At 44.7% G+C, this 23,666-nt stretch carries 21 protein-coding genes and 1 other RNA gene; 17 read left to right on the top strand and 5 right to left on the bottom strand.

Annotation, left to right across the window (positions count from 1 at the left end; genetic code table 11):
- Positions 1 to 12: 12 nt before the first annotated feature.
- The 7 genes from QR722_RS15610 (at position 13) to QR722_RS15580 (ending at position 6,261) form a co-directional block, all read left to right on the top strand.
- Positions 13 to 675 carry a MotA/TolQ/ExbB proton channel family protein gene (locus QR722_RS15610; protein ID WP_286283859.1) on the top strand — a complete coding sequence of 221 codons (663 nt, stop codon included), beginning with the start codon at positions 13 to 15 and terminating at the stop codon, positions 673 to 675.
- A gap of 6 nt (positions 676 to 681) precedes the next feature.
- Complete coding sequence (locus tag QR722_RS15605) at positions 682 to 1,212, top strand: ExbD/TolR family protein (protein ID WP_286283858.1); 531 nt, start codon at positions 682 to 684, stop codon at positions 1,210 to 1,212.
- 17 nt (positions 1,213 to 1,229) lie between these two features.
- Positions 1,230 to 1,757, top strand: a complete 528-nt coding sequence (locus tag QR722_RS15600) for an ExbD/TolR family protein (protein WP_286283857.1) — start codon at positions 1,230 to 1,232, stop codon at positions 1,755 to 1,757.
- Positions 1,754 to 2,758 carry an AgmX/PglI C-terminal domain-containing protein gene (locus QR722_RS15595; RefSeq protein WP_286283856.1) on the top strand — a complete coding sequence of 335 codons (1,005 nt, stop codon included), beginning with the start codon at positions 1,754 to 1,756 and terminating at the stop codon, positions 2,756 to 2,758. Before QR722_RS15600 ends, QR722_RS15595 begins: the two co-directional genes overlap by 4 nt.
- A 109-nt stretch (positions 2,759 to 2,867) precedes the next feature.
- Positions 2,868 to 3,245: RNase P RNA component class A (rnpB, locus tag QR722_RS15590), an RNA gene on the top strand.
- Between the two features lie 490 nt (positions 3,246 to 3,735).
- Positions 3,736 to 5,355, top strand: coding sequence for a Calx-beta domain-containing protein (locus tag QR722_RS15585; protein ID WP_286283854.1), 1,620 nt, complete (start codon positions 3,736 to 3,738; stop codon positions 5,353 to 5,355).
- 438 nt (positions 5,356 to 5,793) lie between these two features.
- Positions 5,794 to 6,261, top strand: coding sequence for a DUF4190 domain-containing protein (locus QR722_RS15580; protein ID WP_286283853.1), 468 nt, complete (start codon positions 5,794 to 5,796; stop codon positions 6,259 to 6,261).
- 39 nt (positions 6,262 to 6,300) lie between these two features.
- Here QR722_RS15580 and QR722_RS15575 read toward each other — a convergent pair whose 3' ends face one another.
- Positions 6,301 to 7,065: an ABC transporter permease gene (locus QR722_RS15575; protein ID WP_286283852.1), complete on the bottom strand. Its 765-nt coding sequence runs from the start codon at positions 7,063 to 7,065 to the stop codon at positions 6,301 to 6,303.
- On the bottom strand, positions 7,062 to 8,021 hold the full coding sequence (locus tag QR722_RS15570) for an ABC transporter ATP-binding protein (protein ID WP_286283851.1): 960 nt from the start codon (positions 8,019 to 8,021) through the stop codon (positions 7,062 to 7,064). Before QR722_RS15570 ends, QR722_RS15575 begins: the two co-directional genes overlap by 4 nt.
- Positions 8,022 to 8,244: 223 nt before the next feature.
- On the opposite strand from QR722_RS15570, the gene QR722_RS15565 reads away from it, so the two are divergent.
- Positions 8,245 to 8,679 carry a hypothetical protein gene (locus QR722_RS15565; RefSeq protein ID WP_286283850.1) on the top strand — a complete coding sequence of 145 codons (435 nt, stop codon included), beginning with the start codon at positions 8,245 to 8,247 and terminating at the stop codon, positions 8,677 to 8,679.
- 12 nt (positions 8,680 to 8,691) lie between these two features.
- Here QR722_RS15565 and QR722_RS15560 read toward each other — a convergent pair whose 3' ends face one another.
- Complete coding sequence (locus QR722_RS15560; protein WP_286283849.1) at positions 8,692 to 9,900, bottom strand: dipeptidase; 1,209 nt, start codon at positions 9,898 to 9,900, stop codon at positions 8,692 to 8,694.
- A gap of 224 nt (positions 9,901 to 10,124) precedes the next feature.
- Between QR722_RS15560 and QR722_RS15555 the strand changes: the two genes are divergently transcribed.
- The gene (locus tag QR722_RS15555; RefSeq protein WP_286283848.1) at positions 10,125 to 11,738 is read left to right on the top strand and encodes a glycerol-3-phosphate dehydrogenase/oxidase; all 1,614 of its coding nucleotides are present in this window, start codon (positions 10,125 to 10,127) and stop codon (positions 11,736 to 11,738) included.
- A gap of 403 nt (positions 11,739 to 12,141) precedes the next feature.
- Entirely contained in the window at positions 12,142 to 12,903 is a 762-nt protein-coding gene (locus QR722_RS15550; RefSeq protein WP_286283847.1) for a SapC family protein, read from the top strand.
- Positions 12,904 to 13,079: 176 nt separating this feature from the next.
- Here the strand turns inward: QR722_RS15550 and QR722_RS15545 are convergent, their stop codons facing one another.
- A complete protein-coding gene (locus QR722_RS15545; RefSeq protein ID WP_286283846.1) occupies positions 13,080 to 14,153 on the bottom strand; it encodes an aldose epimerase family protein in 1,074 nt (357 codons plus the stop codon).
- 77 nt (positions 14,154 to 14,230) lie between these two features.
- Positions 14,231 to 15,718 carry a glycerol kinase GlpK gene (gene glpK / locus QR722_RS15540; protein ID WP_502872480.1) on the bottom strand — a complete coding sequence of 496 codons (1,488 nt, stop codon included), beginning with the start codon at positions 15,716 to 15,718 and terminating at the stop codon, positions 14,231 to 14,233.
- 490 nt (positions 15,719 to 16,208) lie between these two features.
- Between glpK and mraZ the strand changes: the two genes are divergently transcribed.
- From mraZ to mraY, 7 genes are read left to right on the top strand one after another with little or no spacing between them, the layout of a single operon-like run.
- Positions 16,209 to 16,667, top strand: a complete 459-nt coding sequence (gene mraZ, locus QR722_RS15535) for a division/cell wall cluster transcriptional repressor MraZ (RefSeq protein ID WP_286283844.1) — start codon at positions 16,209 to 16,211, stop codon at positions 16,665 to 16,667.
- Entirely contained in the window at positions 16,667 to 17,620 is a 954-nt protein-coding gene (rsmH, locus tag QR722_RS15530; protein WP_286283843.1) for a 16S rRNA (cytosine(1402)-N(4))-methyltransferase RsmH, read from the top strand. The genes mraZ and rsmH overlap by 1 nt, the downstream gene beginning before the upstream one ends.
- Positions 17,617 to 17,937, top strand: coding sequence for a cell division protein FtsL (gene ftsL / locus QR722_RS15525; RefSeq protein WP_286283842.1), 321 nt, complete (start codon positions 17,617 to 17,619; stop codon positions 17,935 to 17,937). Before rsmH ends, ftsL begins: the two co-directional genes overlap by 4 nt.
- The gene (locus QR722_RS15520) at positions 17,934 to 19,670 is read left to right on the top strand and encodes a penicillin-binding transpeptidase domain-containing protein (RefSeq protein WP_286283841.1); all 1,737 of its coding nucleotides are present in this window, start codon (positions 17,934 to 17,936) and stop codon (positions 19,668 to 19,670) included. Before ftsL ends, QR722_RS15520 begins: the two co-directional genes overlap by 4 nt.
- Entirely contained in the window at positions 19,667 to 21,196 is a 1,530-nt protein-coding gene (locus tag QR722_RS15515) for a UDP-N-acetylmuramoyl-L-alanyl-D-glutamate--2,6-diaminopimelate ligase (protein ID WP_286283840.1), read from the top strand. The genes QR722_RS15520 and QR722_RS15515 overlap by 4 nt, the downstream gene beginning before the upstream one ends.
- A complete protein-coding gene (gene murF, locus QR722_RS15510; RefSeq protein WP_286283839.1) occupies positions 21,193 to 22,584 on the top strand; it encodes a UDP-N-acetylmuramoyl-tripeptide--D-alanyl-D-alanine ligase in 1,392 nt (463 codons plus the stop codon). The genes QR722_RS15515 and murF overlap by 4 nt, the downstream gene beginning before the upstream one ends.
- Positions 22,578 to 23,660 (top strand): phospho-N-acetylmuramoyl-pentapeptide-transferase, encoded by a 1,083-nt coding sequence (gene mraY, locus QR722_RS15505; protein WP_286283838.1) that lies wholly within the window; start codon positions 22,578 to 22,580, stop codon positions 23,658 to 23,660. The genes murF and mraY overlap by 7 nt, the downstream gene beginning before the upstream one ends.
- The last annotated feature ends 6 nt before the right edge of the window (positions 23,661 to 23,666 follow it).

Genomic DNA, 23,666 nt, shown 5'->3' with positions numbered 1-23,666 from the left:
TAAGGTACTGTTATGGAAATTTTCAACGTTATTGTACGGTTCTTTCAAGAAGGTGGAACATTTATGTTTCCCATTGCCGTGGTATTGGCTATCGGCTTAGCCATTGCGCTGGAGCGCTTTATATTTTTAACCATGGCCAAGGGCACTAATCAGCGGGCATTCAGACAAATCGAACCTATGCTTGAATCAGCAAATTACGCTGGGATTGTTAAATTTGGTCAGTCAAATGATGCACCCATTAGTCGCATTATCGCCGCTGGAATTGATAGAATGTCTATCAGTCAGCGTCGTGAGGACATTGAGTACGCAATGGAAGAGGGTTTAATGGAGAGCACCCCTAGACTTGAGAAACGTACTGGCTACTTGGCGACTCTTGCCAACATCTCAACCTTGTTAGGTTTGCTGGGTACCATTATCGGTTTGATCGCGGCGTTTTCTGCGGTTGCCTCAGCGGATCCATCAGAAAAAGCCAGTTTGTTATCGCAAAGTATTTCAGTTGCGATGAATACCACGGCATTTGGCTTGATTGCAGCCATCCCCTTATTGGGCTTTCACGCTATTTTACAAACCAAAACCACCGAGATTATTGATAGCATGGAAATGGCTGGGGTGAAGTGTCTTAACACCTTAATGGGCCGTCAATCGATTACCACTCACTCTCGTTCTTCGGATTAATTCAGCATGTTGGGCAGAACTAGACGTCTGCAAAAATCGGACGCAGAACTCGACATAACCTCATTCATGAACTTGATGATAGTGTTAGTGCCGGTACTGCTAATGATGATGGTGTTTTCTCGTATCACTGTGGTGGAACTCACTCTGCCTGAATTGAGTGAAGCAAGGGAACAGCAATTGGATGAGAAAGACCAACAACTGGAAATTATCGTTCGTCATGACGGCATCGAAGTATTTTATCCCCAAAGGTATTTAGTCGAAGCTATCGCTAATACTGAACAAGGTTACGATTACCTAGCATTGCAAACACTGCTAAAACAAATAAAGCAGACTTTGAAAAATAAACAGTTAGAGAAAAATCAGGCGACCTTATTGTTGGAGCCGGATATTCCATATCAAGTCATAGTGGCATTAATGGACACAACCCGATCCTATGACGAAGTCGTGGTGGCATCTGTGGTACAAGCAGAGCTTTTTCCTCAGATTTCCTTAGGTGATGCTCCGGCAGCGCCTGATGCCCAGAATGCGACCCCATAGCAAAGAGGAGTAAAACGATGAAAAAATCAGTTCGCGCCTCTCGTATGGAAAGGCACCACAAAAGAATGGCCAAGGAGTCCAAACTCAGTCTGGTTTCCTTGATGGACATCTTTACCATTTTGGTATTCTTTCTGATGTTTAATGCATCGGATGTGCAAGTCTTGCAAACCCACAAAAGCGTGCAACTGCCTGAATCTTCAGCTGATACTGCCGCCCAAGAAACCTTAGTGTTGCTAGTTAACAGTCAAGATATCCTGCTACAAGGCCAGAAAATGGCTGATGTGGCGCAAGTGATGTCACAGAGCGACGATATTATCGATGCCTTAGAAAAAGAGCTGCTCTATCAGAAAAGTCGAGTTAAAGTGATTGCCGCTGATCACCAGGACGCTCAACATTCTGAAGAGATTGCCCGTGCGATTACCATTATGGGTGACCAAGCCATTCCATATAAGTTATTGAAAAAAATTATGCAAACCTGTGCTCAAGCGGGCTACACCAATATTTCATTGGCGGTAGAGCAGAAGCCGATTGAGGGGGATGCGTGAGTAGTTTGACTCAACCAGTTTATTTCAGAAGTCAATTACCCTGGTCATCCAGCGAACGGGACGATAAAGTCTTCCATCGTCTGACTATTGGGGTTTTAGCCCTAACAATTTTTTTGGCGTTGTTGGTGAAATGGCAACAGTTGCCCGAACAGACCCGCGAAGAAAAAGAACGAGTCCCCCCCCAGTTGACCAAAATACTAGAAGCGCAGAAAGTAGAACCGCCCAAACCGATTGAACCGCCAAAAGTGATCCCTCAAGAGAAACCTGTAGAGGTTAAAGAGCCGCCTAAGGTCGAGCCTGAGAAGCCTAAACCGGTAGAAAATAAAATTGTAAAGCCAATTGAAAAACCCAAACCTGAAGTGAAAAAGCCGACCCAAGCTGAATTGGCTCAACAGGCTAGAGCCAAAGCGCAAAAAACCGGTTTACTGCAATTTCAGGATGAGCTTAATAGTATGCGCAGCCAAACTAATATTAACAATCTGGCTGATACCGAGATGATCCAAGGCGCAGGCAAAACCAATGAAGCGCAACGGGCGTTTGTGGGTAAAAAAGTGGCTGAAAAAAGTGGCGGGTTAAATACCGGTGAACTATCTACTGATGTGGGTGCTAGAGGGGAGCTGGCCGGACGTAAAACCACTGAATTTGACGCACCGAATGAAGGTTTGGCGTCTTTGGCTGCCAAAGAATTGGTCACCGAAGACGCGGTGATTGGCAGCCGAGATATAGAATCTATCCGCAAAGGGTTTGATGCAAATAAAGGCGCTATCTACACCATCTATCGTCGTGCATTACGGGAAGATCCAGGCTTACAAGGCAAGGTTACGGTGAATTTGGAAATCGCCCCTGACGGCTCCATTACTCAGATAAAGTTAGTTTCAAGTGAACTGAACTATCCGGAGTTAGAAGATAAATTGCTCAACCGGATAAGGTTGATTAATTTTGGTCCTTCGTCTGTCACCACCACAACCTTGGATTACTCCTTCGACTTCTTGCCCTTCTAATCAATATTATAGCCTCTGGCGGCTATATCATTGGGCGAAACGTTATTATGGAAGGGCAGCCGAATTGATATTTTTGCACTTGTACTCACATCAACGTACAATCCGCCGCGGAGTGGGTCAAGACAGTCGCCGCATGCTGCGCAAGCAGAATGGGGAGGAAAGTCCGGGCTCCATAGGGCAGGGTGCCAGATAACGTCTGGGCGGCGTGAGCCGACGACAAGTGCAGCAGAGAGAAGACCGCCTAAGCAGCAGTGCTTTGCACTGCGGCCGGTAAGGGTGAAAGGGTGCGGTAAGAGCGCACCGCACCGCTGGCAACAGCGTGTGGCAAGGTAAACTCCACCCGGAGCAAGACCAAATAGGATCTCGTATGGCGTGGCCCACGTTGAGATCGGGTAGGTTGCTTGAGCCAGTGAGCGATTGCTGGCCTAGATGAATGATTGTCGTCTCTTTGAGATTACAGAACCCGGCTTACCGACCCACTCCAACTAATTGTAAGTATTGAATCTAATTCAATACTTAGTGCAGTTTGCTATTAATATGGCTACTATAAAAGTAAGGGATGCGTGTAATTGCAGTAGCCAATTCCCCATTTTTATACCCTAGGGTAGAAGGTTCTATTTACTCTAGGTTGACCGCCCTTAAAACGTCAGATTCAATAACCACTCAAACTGACATTCGAAGAATCAAACACTTACCAGAACAATCAACGGCTATGCGTAATTTCTATGGCACCTCTGGATAACAAGTTAATACAGTAAATGTCTACTAGTGGCATATTTCGTGCATTACCTGTGTATGTTCATTTGTGAATTAATCCAATAGTCGACTAATGCTGCAGCAAGCCAGAATCCAATATTTGTCCAGAAAGTATATCGCTGCTTGTGTGACAACGGCTGTAAATCAGCCCTGCTGAAATTATTTCGCACAGGTTATATCAAACACAAATGGTAGGTCATAAGTAACAGAGTATAGAAATTATGAAAAAGTTTATTTATTCGTTGTTAATTCCTTTAGCAGCCCTTTCTACAGATCTGTATGCAAATACAACTAACTCCAATTCGTCGTCAGTCATGGCTGAATCGACACCAACGCCAATTTTATCTTTCCCTAACTTCGAAGCCAATACAAAGCAAGTAAAAACCAATATTGTGTTTTTCTACACTGATGCAGCTTTGTCACGCTTAGGTGGAATAGATAAGCTAAATGACTATATTAACCTTGCAGTAGAAAATGCTAATTTGTACACCTCGACTAATAACATTAGTCTTGAACGCAGTATATCAGCAGTCATCCCTTATCCAGAGGAGCTTGATGAGAGCAAGATTAGCATCGCTGAGGCTGCCTTGTACGTTCGGGAAAACCTGGCCTCACTGACACAAGAATACAACGCTACTTATTACGCTGTCATCGTCGGCAGTATTCCGGATAATGTTGTCGGCATAGCCTCACAAGGTGGTTCAGTATCTTACTTCACGCCCAATTATCTAGACGGTATAGAATATAGCACCCTGGGGCACATGCTGGGACATAACGATGGGTTAGTGCATGAGGTTACAGGTAACGAAGGTTATGACACCATGGGTGGAAGTGACTGCGGGACTGTCTCGAGTTTAATGTCTCCTCAAGTACGAAATAGAACTGAATATTTGTTGTCATCACCTCAAACAATGAACAACCTAACGGCTGAAAATTGTGGTGATCCTGATACTGCGGATGTGCGCTCTTACTATTTTAATGCCGTAGAGAATGATCTGTTCATTAATGCACAAGGCCCATTCAGTAATTATGTCGCTCCAATTGCCAGTTCAGGACAAATAACCTACTCACTCGCAGCAGATTCGTTCGATGAAAACAGCGGGTCTATCTCAGTTATGGTTAATTGGGCAGAAGTATCAGATCCAGCCAGCTTTGTAGAACTTTATGTCAGACCATTAACAGCCGACGAAAATGATTATCAGTTCGAAAACCAGCGAATAGCGCTAACGACCGCCAGCGGCAGCGAAGTATATGAAATAACCCTCACTGATGATAATGAAATCGAAGAAGTCGAGTCCATTGAAGTGGGCTTCAGATATCCGGTAGGGGTGTCTATTGGTAGCGAGCCAAGGGAGATATTTATCGTATCAGAGGATTCTTTGTATAAGGGTGATGTGACTATATCCGGCAACATCGTTATTACTGAAGGCCAATCAAAGACTTTAACATTAGAGCGCACAGGGGGCGCTAATGGGGAGTTGAGGATTTCCTTCACTGCATATAATGATACTGCGACAAACAGCGATTACACGATTAGTGAACCCCAGTTCGTATTTTCAGATGGCGAAAGAACGAAAGACGTTGTGATTACTGCCATCGATGACTCAATTGACGAAAATGACGAGGCTTTTTCAATCAGTATTAGTAGCACAGACAAGGATTCAACGGTTAGTGGTAGCGTAGAGATCACTATAGTCGACAATGACGACACACCTCCAGCATCAGTTAAGCTACCCGAGTCGAGTGGTTCTGGCGGGGGAAGCATGGGGATCAGTGCGTTTCTGTTGGGATTAGTTGCGTTGCTAAGACGTCAAAAGAACAGTCATTCGGCAGTTCATTAGGCGCGGAAAAGGGCTGTTAGTTTAAAGGGTTCTTTACCAGTAGGGTCGGGTTACTTGAGTCGCTTCTAACGTGTAAATTTTACAACCTACATGAAAATTCTACCTGTGGGGGGAATGACTTCATCATTGTGCGAGCCCCCAACCCGGGAAACCGACCCACACTATGAATACAGCTGACCACGGAATTATCATGTGGTTAGCCACATCTCATTGGCCCAATTTACGCCAAGCATTGACAGCTCGGTACTGGTCAAAATTCATCTATAGTCCAAAGGTATGGCTAGCTCCTCAAGACCAACCATCTGAACTTAAAAAAACTCAATAACTAAGTTATCATATTGCGGAAATCCCATTAGTTGCGAAAATTATTGTTTTTGCCAGGGGAGTATATTTTGATTTGCACTCGCAACAGACTCAGCAGCAGTAGGATATAGCAGTATGAAAGGGACAATTCTCGATTTTGATTCAATTCTGGGGCAATTAGTTATAAGTGGCGACACTGGAGCGCGCCATGATATTTCGATGGACCAGTGGCGCAGTAGCGTTGAGCCCACGGTCGGTATGCAGGTTGATTACGAGTTTAATGGCGGACAAGTCGCCAATATTTATGCACTGCAGGTACAGTCCTCCAAAGTAGAAATAACCGAGCATCCTTCGATGCACCGAACCACCTCGGTATTGGCGGTGTTATCTTTACTCTTTGGGATCTTGGGGTTGTTCTTTTTTGGCTCATTGCTTGCCGTAATATTTGGGCATATCGCCCGTTCGCAAATTCGTAAAAGTGAAAACCAAATCGAAGGAGACGGCTTGGCGCTAGCCGGCTTAATTACCGGCTATCTAGGTGTGGTAATGACACTTTTGATCTTGTTAGTATTTGGCTCAAGTATATTTCTAAGCATGTTTTAAATTGCTTAGGGAAATAATCATTTCTACTTAGGCCAAAGCTCAGTACTGACCAATAAGATTCTTTCGTTTGGCAATCTTTTCTGCTTTTTTGAAAACCAAAATCCCAATAGCGAAATAGATTGCGGAATTCGCCACTACCAGCAAGATATCACTGGCAGAAAATACGCTATGTTCAAGCACCCAGCCGCGAGCCAAAGACACACTTGGGGTGAAGGGTAGTAAACTGGCGGGTCCAATTGGTAGGCCATCTATGGCCACCAATCCTATCAAAAATAACGTGAGGATTTGTCCCACAGTCTCGACACGTTTAAAGACCAGTGCTAAACCACTGACAATTAACCCCAGGCCAATCAAAGAGGGAGCACCCAATAAAAGTGCAGCGTAGAATAGGGCAAAATTGATATCAATCCAATTACCGGTTAACCACATGGTTAAATAGGCAAAGATGGTGGTGTAAAGTAGCCCTAAAGTTACATCGACTAAGGCTTTGGCAAACAGGATGGACGTAAACCCCTTAGGGCACAGGAATAACTGTTCTAAGTAACCTTTTTGAGTATCTTCAACCACGGTGCGGGTTGATGTCATATAACAGGTTGTGGCGTAGCTCCACAGTAAGAAGCCAAACAACAAGCCGTCTAGGGATGTTCCTTCGGGGGATTCTAGCAAAAAGGATTTAACCCCCAAGAACAGCCCAATGAACATCACGCACATCACCGTCAGACTGGTGACAGTTTCAAACCAATATTGGCGCATATCGAACCACTGCAATTTAACTTCATTGCTCAATAATAATAACCAACTCATGCTGCAACCTCGCCTAATCGGGCTTCGCGGGCAGCCGAATCGATATTTAAAGAGTGATAGGCGTCTTCGATTGAGATGGGGGTCATGGTTAAATCCAGCAACATTATCTTGCAATTATGCAGCCACGCGAGCAATGGCATGACTTGTTCGCTATGTTCATATTCAATAATGACACTGTCTTGCTGTTGGTAGTGTTTGAAATGACCGTGACACTTTTCCTGTGCCGCGTGAAAGACGTTTTGTAGCTCAGCTTGCTCAACTTTGATGCACATAGAATAGGAGTACAAGGTCTTTTTCAGCTGTTCAATACTACCATTAAAGGCCAGTTTACCGTCGTTAATGACTAAAACTTTTTGACATATTTTATCGATGAAAGCTAAATCATGGGAGGTAATCAAAAAGCCTTGCTGTAAATCTTTGGACTGTTGTCTGATGATGTTTTGTAACTCTGAGACTGTCTCAAAGTCTAAACCTAGGGTGGGCTCATCCAGTAATAATAATTTTGGCGAATAAGCTAAAGCACAAAGCAATGCAGCCTTTTGCTTATTGCCAGTAGATAGTTTTAGTACCTCCTGATGGTGATATTGTTGTAAACCGAGACGTTGCTCTAAGGTTGCGATAGTTTGTGTGATTTTATTGCCGCCAAAGCCCCTTAATGCCGCAAAATATTGCGCATTTTGACTGGCGGTTAAGCGCCAGTTTGTATTTCTACTACCGCCTAGAACGGCTCCAATATGGGCTAGATATTTAGGGTCTTTTCCTATTGATATTCCATCAAACTCGATTTGACCAGAATCAAACTCAATCAAGCCACAAATGGATTGTATGGTGGTGGTCTTGCCTGAGCCGTTGGCTCCTAATAGCGCGACGATTTCTCCTGGTTCAATGGTGAACGAAATGTCACTTAAAACCCGTTTTTGTTGATAACTTTTTGATAATGATTGCACAGCTAGCATGGCGAAGTCCGTGGCCTAGTTATGAACTAGTAGTCTATGCCTGGGAGTTTTTATTACATATATGTTTAAATTTTTTAAATAAATAGGCAGAAACGCCAATCTTCTAATATATTTTAAGCATAGTCATTATGAGGCGTCGTTTATTAATAAAATATTAACTCCAACAATCATTGATATTGAAGCAAGTGGATTTGGCAGTGTCAGTTATCCTATAGAGGTTGGCGTGATGACCTTTTTGTCACAGAAGTATTGTCGCTTGATTAAACCCGAAGAAGACTGGCAGCACTGGTCTGAAGAAGCTGAAAACTTGCATGGGATATCCCGAGAGATGCTCGAACTGCATGGTCATGCTCCTACGCAAATATGTGCTGAGCTAAATCAATTGCTGTTGGGCCAAACTGTTTATTCTGATGGTTGGGTGGTCGACTACCCATGGATGATAAAACTATTTTATGCGGCCAGAATGCCGATGAAATTCACTCTCAGTCCATTAGAAAATATCTTATCGCAACAACAGATGGACAATTGGTATGAAAGCCAAGAGGTGATTTGCGCCGCAACGCAGTGCCATAGGCACCGCGCCAGCAGCGATGCGGAACTGATCCAGAGTGTGTATATGCATACCCAACTTTTGCCTCAATCAGCCCCAATATTTTGACTCAATATTCATTTATACTTTGGATTTGCTTTGGGCTGCTACTTGTTCAACCTGACGCCACACTCTAAGCAAGTTTTTGCCGAGAATTTTGTCGATGTCTGCTTCACTGTAGCCTTTATCTAATAAGCCTTGAACCAAATTGGGGTAACTAGACACATCTTTCAATCCAACCGGCAATGAATCACCCACTCCATCATAGTCAGAACCAAGTCCAACATGATCGATACCGACCAGTTTGACTACGTGTTCAATATGTTCAATGACAGTGTCGACATTTGCATAGGGGAATGGCGCTGCTTGCCGGTACTTCGCTTCATAGTCCTTAAATTCAGCACTATCTTCGCCATGTTGTTGCTTAACGATATCTCGTTGGGCTGATAATTTGGTGCGCCACGCCCGAGATTGCTGATCAACGAAAGTCGAGCCAAAGTTAATCATAATGACCCCTCCATTTGCGGCAAGAGCTTTGAGCATATCGTCATCCATATTGCGCTCGAATCCCGGCGTAAAGCTGCGCAGGGAAGAATGGGAGGCGATGACAGGCGCGCTACTCAATTCAATGGCTTGATAGAATGCGGCATCGGACACATGGGATATATCAACCATGATGCCTAATTTGTTCATTTCTGGTACCAGTTGTTTACCAAATGGACTGAGTCCTTTCCACTTGCGGCGTAAATCATAAGAGGAGTCTGAAATATGGTTGCTCATGGAGTGGGCCAAGGTGATATAGCGAATGCCTCGTTGATAAAACTGTCTTAGATTATCTAAGCTACCTTGAATCGGTGAGCCATTCTCCATTCCCATGGGCAGTGAAATTAGACCTTTGGCAAATTGGGCTTCCACATCTGCAACTGTCTTGGCAATCGCAAACTTCTCCGGTGCCCGACCCACGATGGCTTCAACATAGTCGATTAATTGATGCGCCAGTGCAGTAGATTGAGCTGAGCTATCTAGTGAAGCTGGGATGTAAATAGACATAAAGGGAGCGTTCAAACCGCCGGCTTTAGCCCGTGGATAATCAAAGTCACCGTCGGCAGTAGCCTTGGTCACGTCAACCCATTTTTCTTGTAAGCGGTAGGGGACGTCAATATGACCATCCACCAGAATCATGCTCTGGGCCAACTTAATTGCTTTGTCAGATGCCGTATAGGTTTTTGTTTGGGCGCTAACATTGCCGCTCAACGCCAATGCTACACTTATCCATAGTAGTTGTTTCATACTGTAAATTCCTTGATGCTGTGCTTAGGATCTAATTCAGCCTATCCTATAATGTATTCTACTTAGTGTTAAGCTGTTGAACTCAAATAATGTGCAGTGTTTTTATCTGAAGGGTTATTGCGAATAGAGGCTGATCTGTTCAATATTCTCTAAACACGCGATAGCCTATAATGAAATAGCGCCTGTTTGATAACCTAAACAGTGAAACTTACCAAGAAAATATCATGACTAACCTTAGAAAAAGCAACATTGCAAAGCTTCCTCAAAATGTATTTGACGTATTAATTGTGGGAGGGGGAATTAATGGTGCAGTTTCTGCAGCAGCACTTGCGGCCAAAGGAGTCAAGGTTGCCCTAATTGATAAAGGTGACTTTGCTGGATTCACCAGTTCAAATTCATCAAACTTAGCTTGGGGGGGGATCAAATATTTAGAGAGCCATGAATATGCATTGGTGAATAAATTATGCAAAAGCCGTAATCATTTAATGCGCAGTTACCCCTCTACGGTGAAAGAGATACGCTTTTTTACCAGTATTCAAAACGGTTTCCGCTTCCCGCCATGGTTTGTTTTTATGGGCACCATTTTATACTGGATTATGGGCCGCTTCTTCACCCGTATGCCAACCTATATGTCAGCCAAAAAAATCAAGGCAATGGAACCCTTAGTTGATACCACCAACACTGCCGGGGGGTTTGAGTACTCTGATTGCTATCTGTACGACAATGATGCGCGATTTGTCTTCAACTTTATTCGTTCTAGCATGAGTTATGGCTGTATTGCGGCCAACTATGTGAGTCTAACTGCAGCCACACGAGAAGGGGATAACTGGCTTGCGCAGGCCAAAGATGAAATCAGCGGTGAGACCATTCAAATTCGCAGCAAAGCAATGATCAATGCCACTGGACCCTTTGTGGATCAAGTTAACCAGATAAATCATCAACAAACCGAACACCATCATGTATTTTCCAAAGGCATTCATCTGATTGTTGACCGGATTACCCAAAGTAATAAAGTGCTGACCTTTTTTGCTGATGATGGTCGATTGTTTTTCATAATCCCTATGGGTCCGAAAACCTGTATAGGTACAACAGATACCCAAGTGGATCAACCTTATACCCAAGTAACCGATGCCGACCGCGATTTTATTTTGTCGAACGTGAACAAGTTGCTGGCGTTAGATAAACCATTAACTAAAGAGGATGTTATCGCCCAGCGATGTGGGGTAAGACCCCTTGCTATCAAAGGGCAGGGAGGCAAAGCCGATTGGGTGCAATTATCCCGTAAGCACGCCATCGATGTGGATCACGACAGTAAATATATGTCTATATTCGGTGGCAAACTGACTGACTGCCTTAACGTGGGTGATGAGGTGGCTGAATTTGTTGCCAGTTTTGGCATCGACTTACCTTTCAAAAATCATAAGTGGTACGGTGAGCCCAATGACTTCATCAAACGGGAATTTTACCATCGGGCAAAACTTATGAACTTGGATGAACTCACCCCTGCAAGCTCATCTGAACCCTTAACGCAACGATTTTGGCGGCGATATGGGCGTAACGCAATCAACATGCTAGAAAAAATTCGGGAAAATCCGCAAATGGGCGAGTTACTGATAAAAAATAGTGAGTACCTCAGAGTTGAAATCGAGCATGCTGCGGATCGCGAAATGGTCACTAAACTCGAAGATTTTCTGCGTCGCCGGGCTAAGATATCACTGGTTGTTCGCAAACAGGATATCCTCAATGCGCCGGGATTGCGCGAAGCTTGTGACATTCTATTTGGCGATGAAGCCGAAGCCAAATTGCAAGAATATATCGCATCACTGGATAATACGTGAGTTGGCTTTTGTGCTTAGTTAATCAATCAAGTTAAAGCAAGGTTGTCTAGCACCTTGGCTTGGTATACCTGCATTGTGAGGTGTGCAGCGGAACTAGCGGTGATTTTGATTAGTTAAATTTGCTGAATTCTACCGCGGTGCATGTCTGAGTTTCATCACTAAGTAGGTGTTGGGTGAAAAAAGCACAATAAACACTTATTTTTAACAATCTATTTGCAAATTTACTATTTTGGGTGGTGACTTCGTTGCGCAAATAAATGATACTTGCTGACCTTCTCGCCCAAGGTGACCCTTTATTTTGGTCAAACTATAGAGTTTGCTATTTAACTTAGGGCCAGAGAGTGATTCCAGACTCCGTCATGGGATTCTTCACGGAGCATTATTAAAAAAGAGACAAGATTTAATGAAAACGAATTATATTCCATTAGACAAAGAGAAACATAGCGCCCTTAAAGTTAACACTAAACATAACTTTGAATTCGCCAAAGAAACCCATTTAGCATCGGCAACATTGCGTGAGTTTGCTCAGATTGCTAGCTGCATGCCGATTATCTTTATTAAAGATCAACCTAACGGCAGCTTTCACACTATAGCGATGTTAGGTTTGGAGCCAAGTAGCAATTTATATTTCAGCCAAGATAAATGGCAAGGCCACGTTATGCCTTTGAATATTCAACGCTTTCCTTTCGATGTAAGACCTGACGGCGATAAGTTAGGTGTGTTTATCGATGAGAACAGCGAGTTGGTGGGTGATGAAGGTGAAAGCCTGTTTACCGCTGAAGGCGAACCTTCAGAATATTTGAAAAATCGTCAAGATCTTCTAGGTGAAGTAGCCAATAGCGAACTAGCCACTCAACGTTTTGTTAAACGAATTGTTGAGCTAGAGCTTTTAGATGAAGTTCAATTGAACGTTCAATACGCTACGGGCGAAAAACGCAATGTGACAGGTCTTTTCAGCATAAATGAAAAGCGTGTTAATGAACTAAGCGATGAAACCATCCTAGAATTGAAAAAGAACGGCTATTTAGGTGCGATATACACTGTTATGTTGTCACTTGCACAGCTTAACCGCTTGGTTCAATTATCTGCTAACACAGATAAACCGATTCGCGGTATTCAATTAAGTTTGGTTGGTGATAAAGCGCAAGCTCCTGCTGCTAACTAAGATACCTACACTTCTACGTATTTCTTGATTGGTTACAGGTTGAAATACTCAGTGTTATTGATAAAAGGCTGCTTGTGTTACACAAGCAGCCTTTTTTATAAGCTCGTTTCGACAATTCAAAAACCACTAACCACTAAAAAACAAGCGGTGCACAGACAATATATTGCCGTATTCAGTTATTCAACGTCGCCCTCAGTCTCGATTATTTGATAAGAGGTAGTGGATACGAAACTCTGCCCCGCGCGCAATATCGGACTGGGAAAGTGCGCAACATTGGGACTATTGGGATAGAATTGAGACTCTATACAAAAGCCCTGATGAGCACAGTAGTGTTGGTCATTTTTACCTATCAGATCCGAGCCGATAAAGTTGCCAGTGTATACTTGCACACCGGGCATAGTAGTGCGGGCGATAAGCTTTCTGCCGCTGATCGGCTCAATGACCTCTGCTGCTAATTGCAGGTGCTGTTGTGCAGCATCAAATCCATCTACGCACCAGTTATGATCTAGACCACTGGCTGCTTTTATCTGTGCGTCATCTTGGTGAATAAGTGTTCCCAATTTGGTAAAATGCTGCAAATCAAAGGCGGTACCCTTCACTGATTTTAGTTCACCGGTTGGAATGGCTTGCTCGTTTGCCGGAGTATAATGGCTTGCATGCACTTTAATTAGTTGCTCAAAAACTTGGCCGCTATCATGCCCTGCTAGATTGAAATAGGTATGCTGAGTGGGATTAAAAACCGTATCTTGATTTGATATTGCCCGGTATTCAATGCTCAAACAATTATGTTTGTCCAACTGCATGGTAACATCCACCGACAAGGTACCAGGAAACCCTTGATCACCATCTTCACTGATAAGACTCAAGCAGATCGATGGCTCTGCGCTATTGGCTTGTTTTGTTACCGTCCAAATTCTATTGTGAAAGCCGTCAACTCCGCCATGCAATGAGTTTCCCTGTAAGTTTGTACTCACCTTTATGGGGTTTCCATCAATCTTAAATAGGCCGTTTTCGATGCGGTTCGCGTAACGACCCACGGTGCGACCTAAATAGCCTTGATCGGCTAGATAGTCGTCTACACAATCAAATCCTAAGACGATATCGGTTTGCTTGGGATCACCCAACTGCCAGCTTCTAATGGTCGCCCCAAGAGTTAATACCTCAACGGACATGTTATTTTGGTTGGTCAAAGTATATGACGTTATGGGATGACCATCGGGCATGTGGCCAAATAATGTTTGTTCAATCATGGATTGATTCCGTTATATAAAATTAAATTAAGCCACAGGGCATGTAATGCTATTAGCCAGCAATAGAATTATCACGTTTAGCGTTTGAACCCCAAGGTGCTTTGCACTGCACTTTTCCATCCACTAAGCAGCTTCTGTCGAACTGAATCTTGCATTTGAGGCTTAAACTCAGCATCGATTTTATTGCTATCTTTTAGAGACTCCAATGATGGGTAGATGCCTAAATGCAAACCGGCGAGGTAGGCGGCACCTAGGGCTGTGGTTTCCATGATGCTCGGACGTTGCACTTCAATGTTTAATACATCAGCAATAAACTGACAGACCCAATTATTAGCTACCATACCCCCGTCCACTCTCAAAACCTTGGGGGTGACCCCATCTTCCGCCATCGCGTTTAGCAGATCTGAGGTTTGAAAGGCGACAGATTCTAATGCCGCGCGAGACAGATGAGCGTTGGTTGTCCCGCGGGTTAGACCATAAATTGCTCCTCGCGCATCAGGGTCCCAGTAGGGTGCGCCCAACCCAGCGAAAGCGGGCACCAGATAAACACCATGCTCATAGTCTAAACTGGTTGCCAAAGGCTCGGTCTGAAAGGCATTGTCAATAACTTTAATACCATCTCTTAGCCACTGTATGGCAGCTCCGGCGATAAAAATAGAACCTTCCAGAGCGTAATGGGTGGTGCCATTGATTTTATAGGCCACTGTGGTTAGCAGTTTATGTTCAGACTCGAATGCTTCTTCACCAGTGTTGACTAAGACAAAGCAACCTGTGCCATAAGTACTTTTGATGCTACCTTTTGTAAAACAGCATTGACCTATGGCGGCCGCTTGTTGATCGCCTGCGACCCCACAAATGGGTAACGCTTCACCGAATAAGGTTGATTCAGTCATACCATAATCATCGGCGCACTCTTTCACCGTGGGTAGCATAGACTCGGGTACATCGAACAGCGTCAGTAACTCTTCATCCCAGTGTTGCTGGTGAATATTAAATAAATTAGTCCGGCTGGCATTGGTAATGTCTGTGGCATGAACTTTACCGCCGGTTAAGCGCCAAATAATGAAGCTATCTATGGTACCGAATGCGAGCTCGCCAGCTTTGGCTTTCTGCCTCGCGCCTTCTACATGCTCTAGGATCCAAGCTATTTTAGAAGCCGAAAAATAAGGATCGAGTAATAGGCCTGTTTTATCGCGAACATGTTGTAGCTGTCCCGCATCGATAAGTGTTTTACATGCAGCTGCGGTTCTGCGATCTTGCCAAACAATTGCATTGTAAATGGTTTTACCAGTTTTACGCTCCCAGACTAAGGTGGTTTCGCGTTGATTGGTTACACCAATTCCCAGCACTTGAGCGCCTTTTTCATTTGCCTGCTGCAACGCTTTTTTGCACACCGCCAAGGTTGATTGCCAAATTTCCTCAGGGTCATGCTCTACCCAGCCGTCATTGGGGTAGTGTTGGATAAATTCTTGTTGGGCAGAGCAAACTATTTCGGATGCAGCATTAAACACTATGGCACGGCTGGAAGTGGTGCCTTGGTCGATGGCCAAGATACAATTGTCCATATTCACAATCGAATTACTCCGTAAATTTAAAGCTTATTTAGGTAACAGTTGATAATAACTTCGGTGGAATATACTGCAGTGGTACAGGGAATTTGTCGAGTGATATACAATCCGTTTTTTTGTGAATACCGAGAGTCATGTTATTTACATCGTTTCACTGCATATAACGAATTGGTTGCTTAGCCCATTCTGATTGGAGTTTTTTTAAGCAAAACCCGCGCAGATTATAAAATTCATTTTAGCTGTACATAAAAACAGCTTTTTCGGCTTTTCTCATATTAATCAGCCTCTTTGGTTGAGCCCTTAATTTATATAGCTTTGCAGCTAATCAATAAAGCCATTTTTGTCCTTGACAAGGGGTCGAGTGGAAACCTAAACTCTATTTTGTGGGTAATTGTGGCAAAAAGTGGATCATTATGATCTTTTTGTGTCGCAAACTGGTGCTAAACAAAAAACAATAAAAGCAAACAAATAACAAAGGCTAGGGGATATGTTCCGCGGCGCTAACGCAATCAATCTAGATGTAAAAGGCAGGGTGACGATACCTACACGGTATCGGCAGTTGTTGCTGGATGATTGTCAGGGACAACTAGTTTGCACGATCGATACACAACAAAGCTGCTTGCTACTTTACCCACTTCCTGAATGGGAAGAAATAGAATTAAAACTCAGTAAACTTTCTAGCATGATACCCCATGAACGTCGCCTGCAAAGGTTGTTGTTGGGCTATGCAACGGAAGGTGAAATGGACAAAAATGGTCGTTTACTGTTATCCGCACCGTTGCGCCAACATGCTCAGTTAGAAAAAGAAATTATGTTGGTAGGTCAATTAAACAAGTTTGAAATCTGGGATGCCAAAGTCTGGCAGGATCAAGTACATCAAGATATTGAAACCGAAAAAGCGGGTCAATTTGAATTAACCGAACGTTTGCAGGATTTCTCACTATAATGACTACTTCTGATCTGGCGCAATCCCAAGCGTTGCATAAATCAGTTCTACTGAGCGAGTCAATTGATGGCCTAGCGATTCGTCCTGACGGTGTCTATATTGATGCCACTTTTGGTCGTGGAGGTCACTCAGAACAAATTCTGCAACTGCTTTCGCAACAGGGTCGACTAATCGCCCTTGACAGAGATCCTCAGGCAATTGAATCAGCTAAGCGATTCGCTAAAGACCCTCGATTTTGCATTGAGCATGTCACCTTTTCTGACATTCAACAGGTTGCCGAAAAGCATCAAGTATTAGGCAAAGTAGATGGCATACTGATGGATTTCGGGGTGTCGTCTCCGCAATTGGATGACGCACAGCGTGGCTTTAGTTTTATGCGTGAAGGCCCGCTAGACATGCGCATGGATACCTCTAAAGGTGTCAGTGCTGCCGAATGGCTAAAGTATGCCGATGCCGACGATATCACTCAGGTGATCAAAGAATTTGGCGAGGAAAAATTTGGTAAACGCATTGCACATGCGATAGTCACTACCCGTGATGAATCGCCAATTACGACCACACTGGAATTAGCTAAATTGGTCGACTTAGCGGTGCCAGTTAAAGATAAATATAAGCACCCAGCAACCCGCACGTTTCAAGCTATTCGCATTTATATAAATAGTGAATTGGACGAAGTGCGCTCTGGATTGAAAGGTGCACTAGCCTGTTTAGGCTCAGGCGGACGCCTGGCGGTAATCAGTTTTCACTCATTAGAGGATCGCTTAGTTAAACGCTTTATGCGTGAACAAAGTCGCGGTATGCAAGTGCCTGCTCGGATGGCCATCACCCAAGCAGAAATAGACGCTACCCGTGCCATGAAATTAATTGGCAAGGCCATCAAGCCTAGCCAAGCCGAGATAGGGCGAAACCCGCGAGCGCGAAGTTCGGTCTTAAGGGTCGCTGAGAAGCTATGACGGAAACCAGGACCAACTTCAATCTGGTCACCATTATCCTCTCAGAATTAGCCCGTCATCCGATACGGGTTTTGTTGTTTTTAATGGTTATGATTAGTGCCTTTGCCGTGATCCTCAGTGCTCACCACAATCGACAGATGGCGATTGCTATGGAGCAGATGATGCAACAGCAGGATCAGTTGGATATCGAGTGGCGTCATTTGATCCTTGAGCAAGGTGCTTTAACTGATCATAACCGCATTGAAGTGGCAATGAAAAATCAATTGAATATGCGTCGCCCATCACCTGAAGAAGAAAAAGTGGTGAGACTCAAATGAATGCTAAAACCAAACAAGCCAAAAAGAATATCGCGCCAAGCCTAATGCAGTGGCGCTTTATGGTTGTGGTGGGCGTGATTTTTTTAGTCTTTGCGGTACTGACTGCACGTGCTGCTTACATCCAAGTGATAAACCCTGATATTTTGATTGAGCGTGGTGATAATCGCACTCTTCGTGTGCGTAATACCGCAGTCTATCGCGGTCTAGTGACTGACAGGCATGGTGAGCAACTGGCTGTAAGTGTACCGGCTAAGGCAGTATGGGCACATCCGCCCACGGTCAATGATCCTGCCAAAGCTGCATTGCAAGATACCCGTCGATGGGAAGCGCTAGCACAGGTATTGGGTCAGAATGTAGACGAGCTTATCAAAAAGGCATCTAGCCAAGATAAAAAGTTTGTTTACTTACAGCGCCAAGTTTCCCCAGCCATGGCAACCTTTGTTGAAAATTTAGATATACCAGGGGTTCATTTGGTCGATGAGTCACGCCGTTTTTATCCTGCCGGAGAAGTCACCGCTCATGTAATAGGATTTACAGACGTTGATGATAAAGGCATTGAAGGCATTGAAAAGTTGTATGACGAGTGGCTATCTGGGACCCCTGACTCACGCACCATTCGTCGCGATGGCAAAGGCCGTCAAGTAGAAGTGCTGCTCGAGAAAAAAGGTAAAACTGCGCAAGATATCCAGTTAACCATCGATCAAAGAATTCAGTCAATTGCTTATCGCGAGCTAAAGTCGGCGGTACATTATTATCGGGCAACCTCTGGCTCAGCGGTGGTAGTTGATGTTAATACCGGGGAAGTATTGGCGATGGTCAATAGCCCATCATATAACCCAAATAATCGACAAGGTGTATCGGAACATCGTATTCGTAATAGAGCCATAACCGATACCTTTGAGCCAGGCTCATCGGTGAAACCTTTGGCTGTCATCAGTGCGCTTGAATTTGGCTCGGCGAATATGGATACGGTAATCGACACCTCACCTGGCTGGAAACGTCTCGGCGGCAGCATAGTGCGTGATTCGCGAAATTACGGAAAATTGGACCTTAACGGCATTATTCAAAAGTCGAGCAATATCGGCACATCCAAGTTGGCTTTGTCGGTGCCGAAAGAATTTTTACTCGATACCTACTACAACATGGGCCTGATGAGCGACACCGGCACCAATTTGATTGGCGAGCGTGAAGGACTATTTAACGAGCAGCGGCGTTGGTCTGATTTTGAACTATCAACTTTATCTTTTGGTTATGGTTTAACCGTCACCACCATGCAATTAGCCAGAATGTACGCGATTCTAGGGAATGGCGGCTTAAAGCAACCCTTCAGCATTATAAAATCAGACGAGCAGAAAATCACTGAGCGGGTTATTAGTCAAGGGAATGCCGATAAGCTCCTTAGCATGATGGAAAGTGTGGTTGAAGAAGGCGGCTCCGGTCGCAAAGCGCGGGTGCCAGGCTATCGTGTGGCCGGTAAAACGGGCACTAGTCGTAAAGCCGTTAAGGGGGGGTATGGTGAACAATATGTGAATATATTTGCCGGCGTCGCCCCGGTTTCCGATCCTCAAATTGCAGTAGTGGTATTAATCAATGAGCCAAAAGGGGACTTGTACTATGGCGGCGACACAGCGGCGCCTGTGTTCAGCTCGATTATGTCAAGCTCGCTGCAGTTGTTGAATGTGACGCCTGACGCTAAAGATGTGTCTTCCATTGCAAAACGGGAGGCGCCATGAATACCTTAGCGGTGACGCCATACAACATTAAACAAGTGTTAGCTGACTTCCAAATAGACGCACCGCAGGTGGTGGTGGATAATCTGGTTTTAGATAGCCGCGAAGTTGGCATTCATAGTGTCTTTGTTGCGGTTAAAGGACATAGCTTAGACGGCCGTGACTTTATCCCGCAAGCCATTAGTTTGGGGGCGCGGATGATTATTCAAAATACTGAAATAGCCACTGAACATGGCAAAGTAGAAATGCGTGAACAAAGCATTTTGCTATCGTTTTTTGAGTTAAATAATAAAGTATCTGCATTGGCGGCACGCTTTTATGGTTTTCCAGCAGATCAGCTAGATATCATTGCAGTCACAGGTACAAATGGTAAAACCTCTACGGTGCAATTGGTCAGTCAATTGCGTGCATTGTGTGGTCAAGGTTCCGCTTCGATTGGAACTTTGGGTGCGGGGATGTATAGCGCCGATATTAGCGACTTAGAAAAAACCCTAAATACTACGCCTGATGCCTGTCAAGTGCAGCGCCTTATGGCAAAATTTAAAGCTTCACAGGCCACCCAAGTCGCCATAGAGGCCTCGTCGCATGCGCTAGTTCAGGGCCGCATTCAAGGGCTCAAAACCGATATCGCTGTGTTCACCAATTTGACCAGAGATCACCTCGACTATCATGGCACCATGCAAGAATATGCACAGGCTAAGCGTCTGTTGCTCGGTCAACCTGGTTTACGCAATGTAGTGTTGAACATGGATGATCCCGAGGCCTTTAATTGGTTGGAGAGGGTCAGCGAAAGTCAAACTGTGACGGTGTTTTCCCAACAGCTTAGTAAAGCTGCGCTGCCGCAGAACGTTCAGTATTGCCTAGCGTCACAGGTCCAATTTAGCCACACCGGCTTGCGCTTTGAACTTGATTCTAGCTGGGGGCAAGCTGTGATTGAGTGTCAACTGATGGGCAACTTCAATGTGTCAAACTTGTTGGCCGGTATAGCCTGTCAACTGATTTTAGGTTCGCCGCTGGATTTGCTGGCACAGCATTGTCTGCAGTTAAAGCCGGTAGCCGGGAGAATGGAATTGTTTCACTGTCTTACCGGCGGAAACATTATCGTAGATTTCGCGCACACTCCTGATGCGCTAGAACAAGCCTTAAAGTCAGCCAGAATGCACTGTAGTGGTAAGCTCGTGTGCGTATTTGGTTGTGGCGGTGATAGAGACAAAGGAAAGCGTCCATTGATGGGCCAAATCGCTGAAGCCTTCAGCGACAGGGTAATCATCACTACCGACAATAGCCGCTCGGAAGCACCAAGCTCAATCGCCGCGGATATTCTCGCGGGTATCAAGAATAAACAAAAAGTCCAACTTGAAGCTGACCGTAAAACGGCAATTCAAATGGCATTAAAAGATAGCCAACCCGGTGACTTAATTGTCGTCGCCGGTAAAGGCCACGAACGCATACAAATCATCGGCGAGCAAAACCTGCTTTATGATGAACGCGCATATGTAGAGACGCTTTCTTTGGGGAAACAGCAATGATTACGGTGACACTTGAGTGGGTAGCTGAGCAAGTCGATGGAAGATTAATAGGTGAAAATCGCTCTATCACGGGCGTCAGCACAGATACCAGAACGATTGCTCCTGGAGATTTATTTATTGCCCTTGTTGGGCCTAATTTCGATGGCCATAAATTTGTTGCAGCAGCAATTAAACAAGGTGCCTTGGCGAGTATCGTATCCCAGCCTATCGAATCAGATTTACCTTATATTCTGGTAGAGGATACAAAATTAGCGTTAGGTGCGTTGTCGGCTGCAGTAAAAGCAAAGGTTGCTCCGAAAACGGTTGGGATTACTGGCAGCAGTGGCAAAACGACAGTCAGAGAAATGGTCACGGCTATTCTATCCCGTATCGGCAACGTATTGTCCACCAAAGGTAATTTCAATAATGACATTGGTGTGCCTCTTACCTTGTTACGCCTAGAGCCTAAACATGACTTCGCGGTGATAGAAATGGGCGCCAACCATTTGGGCGAAATTGCCTACACCACAAACTTAGTCAAGCCGGATGTTGCCACTATTGTTAATGCTGCAGCGGCACATCTAGAAGGGTTTGGCAGTTTATTAGGGGTGGCTAGAGCGAAAAGTGAAATCTTCAAAGGGTTGAATGAAAAGGGTATCGCAATTTTAAATCTTGATAGCCAGTTCCATCAATTTTGGTCGGGCAAACTGAAACACCAGCCCACGCTGAGTTTCTCCATGTCTGAAAATAGCGATTTTTATGCTGAAGATATTACGCTTGGATTGGACGGTTGTGCGCAGTTTTTACTCAATACCCCGCAGGGCAATATTCATTTAAATCTAGCATTGCCAGGTGAACACAATGTCAGTAACGCCTTAGTTGCTGCAGCACTGGCGATGAGTGTTGGCGCGGGTCTGGATGATGTTAAGTTCGGGCTGCAAAACATGCAACAAGTTGCTGGGCGCCTACAAGTTAAACAACTGACCAATCAAGTTAAAATTTTAGATGACACCTACAACGCCAACGTATCGTCAGTCAACGCCGCCATTGATCTATTGAGTAGCTTCAGTGGACATCGGATTTTGATCCTCGGTGACATGGGCGAATTGGGCGAAAAAGCCCGTTACTATCACGAACAGGTGGGTTTGCACGCAAAACACAAAATGATCGACTCGCTGTTAACCGTTGGCGTGTTAAGTCAATCCGCTAGTGATGGATTCGGCGGCAAACATTTCAGCGACAAAAGCAAATTGGTCGATTACGTCAACGAATTATTAGCTAAAGAGCAGCGAGACATAACTATTTTGGTCAAGGGCTCTCGCAGTGCTCGCATGGAAGAAGTGGTTAAAGCATTGGAGGAATCGCCAGTGGGAAAGTTTGAAAGAGTTAGGGAGCGAATCGCATGCTGATTTGGTTGGCAGAATGGCTGCAGCAGTATGACTCAGGTTTCAATGTCTTTTCGTACCTGACTCTGCGAGCCATTTTAAGTACCCTAACGGCTTTGCTGATGGCTGTTTTAATCGGTCCTGCCATGATCCGCGCACTGCAAAGAATGCAGATTGGCCAAACGGTACGTGATGACGGACCGCAAAGTCATTTGTCTAAATCTGGCACGCCGACCATGGGCGGTTTACTTATTCTTGCGGCGATTTTGACCAGTGCTTTGTTATGGGCAGATTTGAGTAATCGTTATGTATGGGTGGTCTTGTCTGTCGTGGTGGGCTACGGACTGATCGGCTTCATTGATGATTACCGGAAAGTCATTCGTAAAGATCCCAAGGGATTAATCGCTAAGTGGAAATATTTCTGGCAGTCACTGATTGCCATCGGTGTTGCGATCTACTTATATACCTATCGTCAGGACCCTGCCGAGACCGCATTATTGGTACCGTTTTTTAAAGAAGTGATGCCGCAGTTGGGCATGTTCTTTATGGTGGTAGTGTACTTTACTGTGGTCGGCACCAGCAACGCGGTTAACTTAACCGATGGCTTGGATGGCCTGGCTATCGTGCCGACAATCTTAGTCGCAGGGGCACTGGCAATCTTTGCATACGCGACGGGCAACATTAACTTTTCAGCGTATCTAAATATTCCATATATCCCACTTACCAGCGAGTTGGTGATTGTCTGTACCGCGATTGTGGGGGCAGGGTTGGGATTTTTATGGTTTAACACCTATCCAGCTCAAGTGTTCATGGGAGATGTGGGTTCTTTGGCACTAGGTGGCACCTTAGGGATTATGGCGGTTTTAGTCCGTCAAGAGATTGTGTTAATCATAATGGGTGGCGTTTTCGTGATCGAGACCTTGTCGGTGATATTACAAGTGGGTTCGTTCAAATTGCGCGGTAAACGTATTTTTCGTATGGCCCCTATCCATCATCACTATGAACTGAAAGGATGGCCAGAGCCTAGGGTTATCGTTCGGTTTTGGATCATTTCTTTGATCCTCGTGTTGATTGGACTGGCTACGTTGAAATTGAGGTAGTAACTA

Source organism: Aliiglaciecola sp. LCG003 (assembly GCF_030316135.1).
Taxonomy (GTDB): Bacteria; Pseudomonadota; Gammaproteobacteria; order Enterobacterales; family Alteromonadaceae; genus Aliiglaciecola.
The sequence above is the reverse complement of the archived record's forward strand: the minus strand, read 5'-3'. Positions and strand labels throughout refer to the sequence as shown.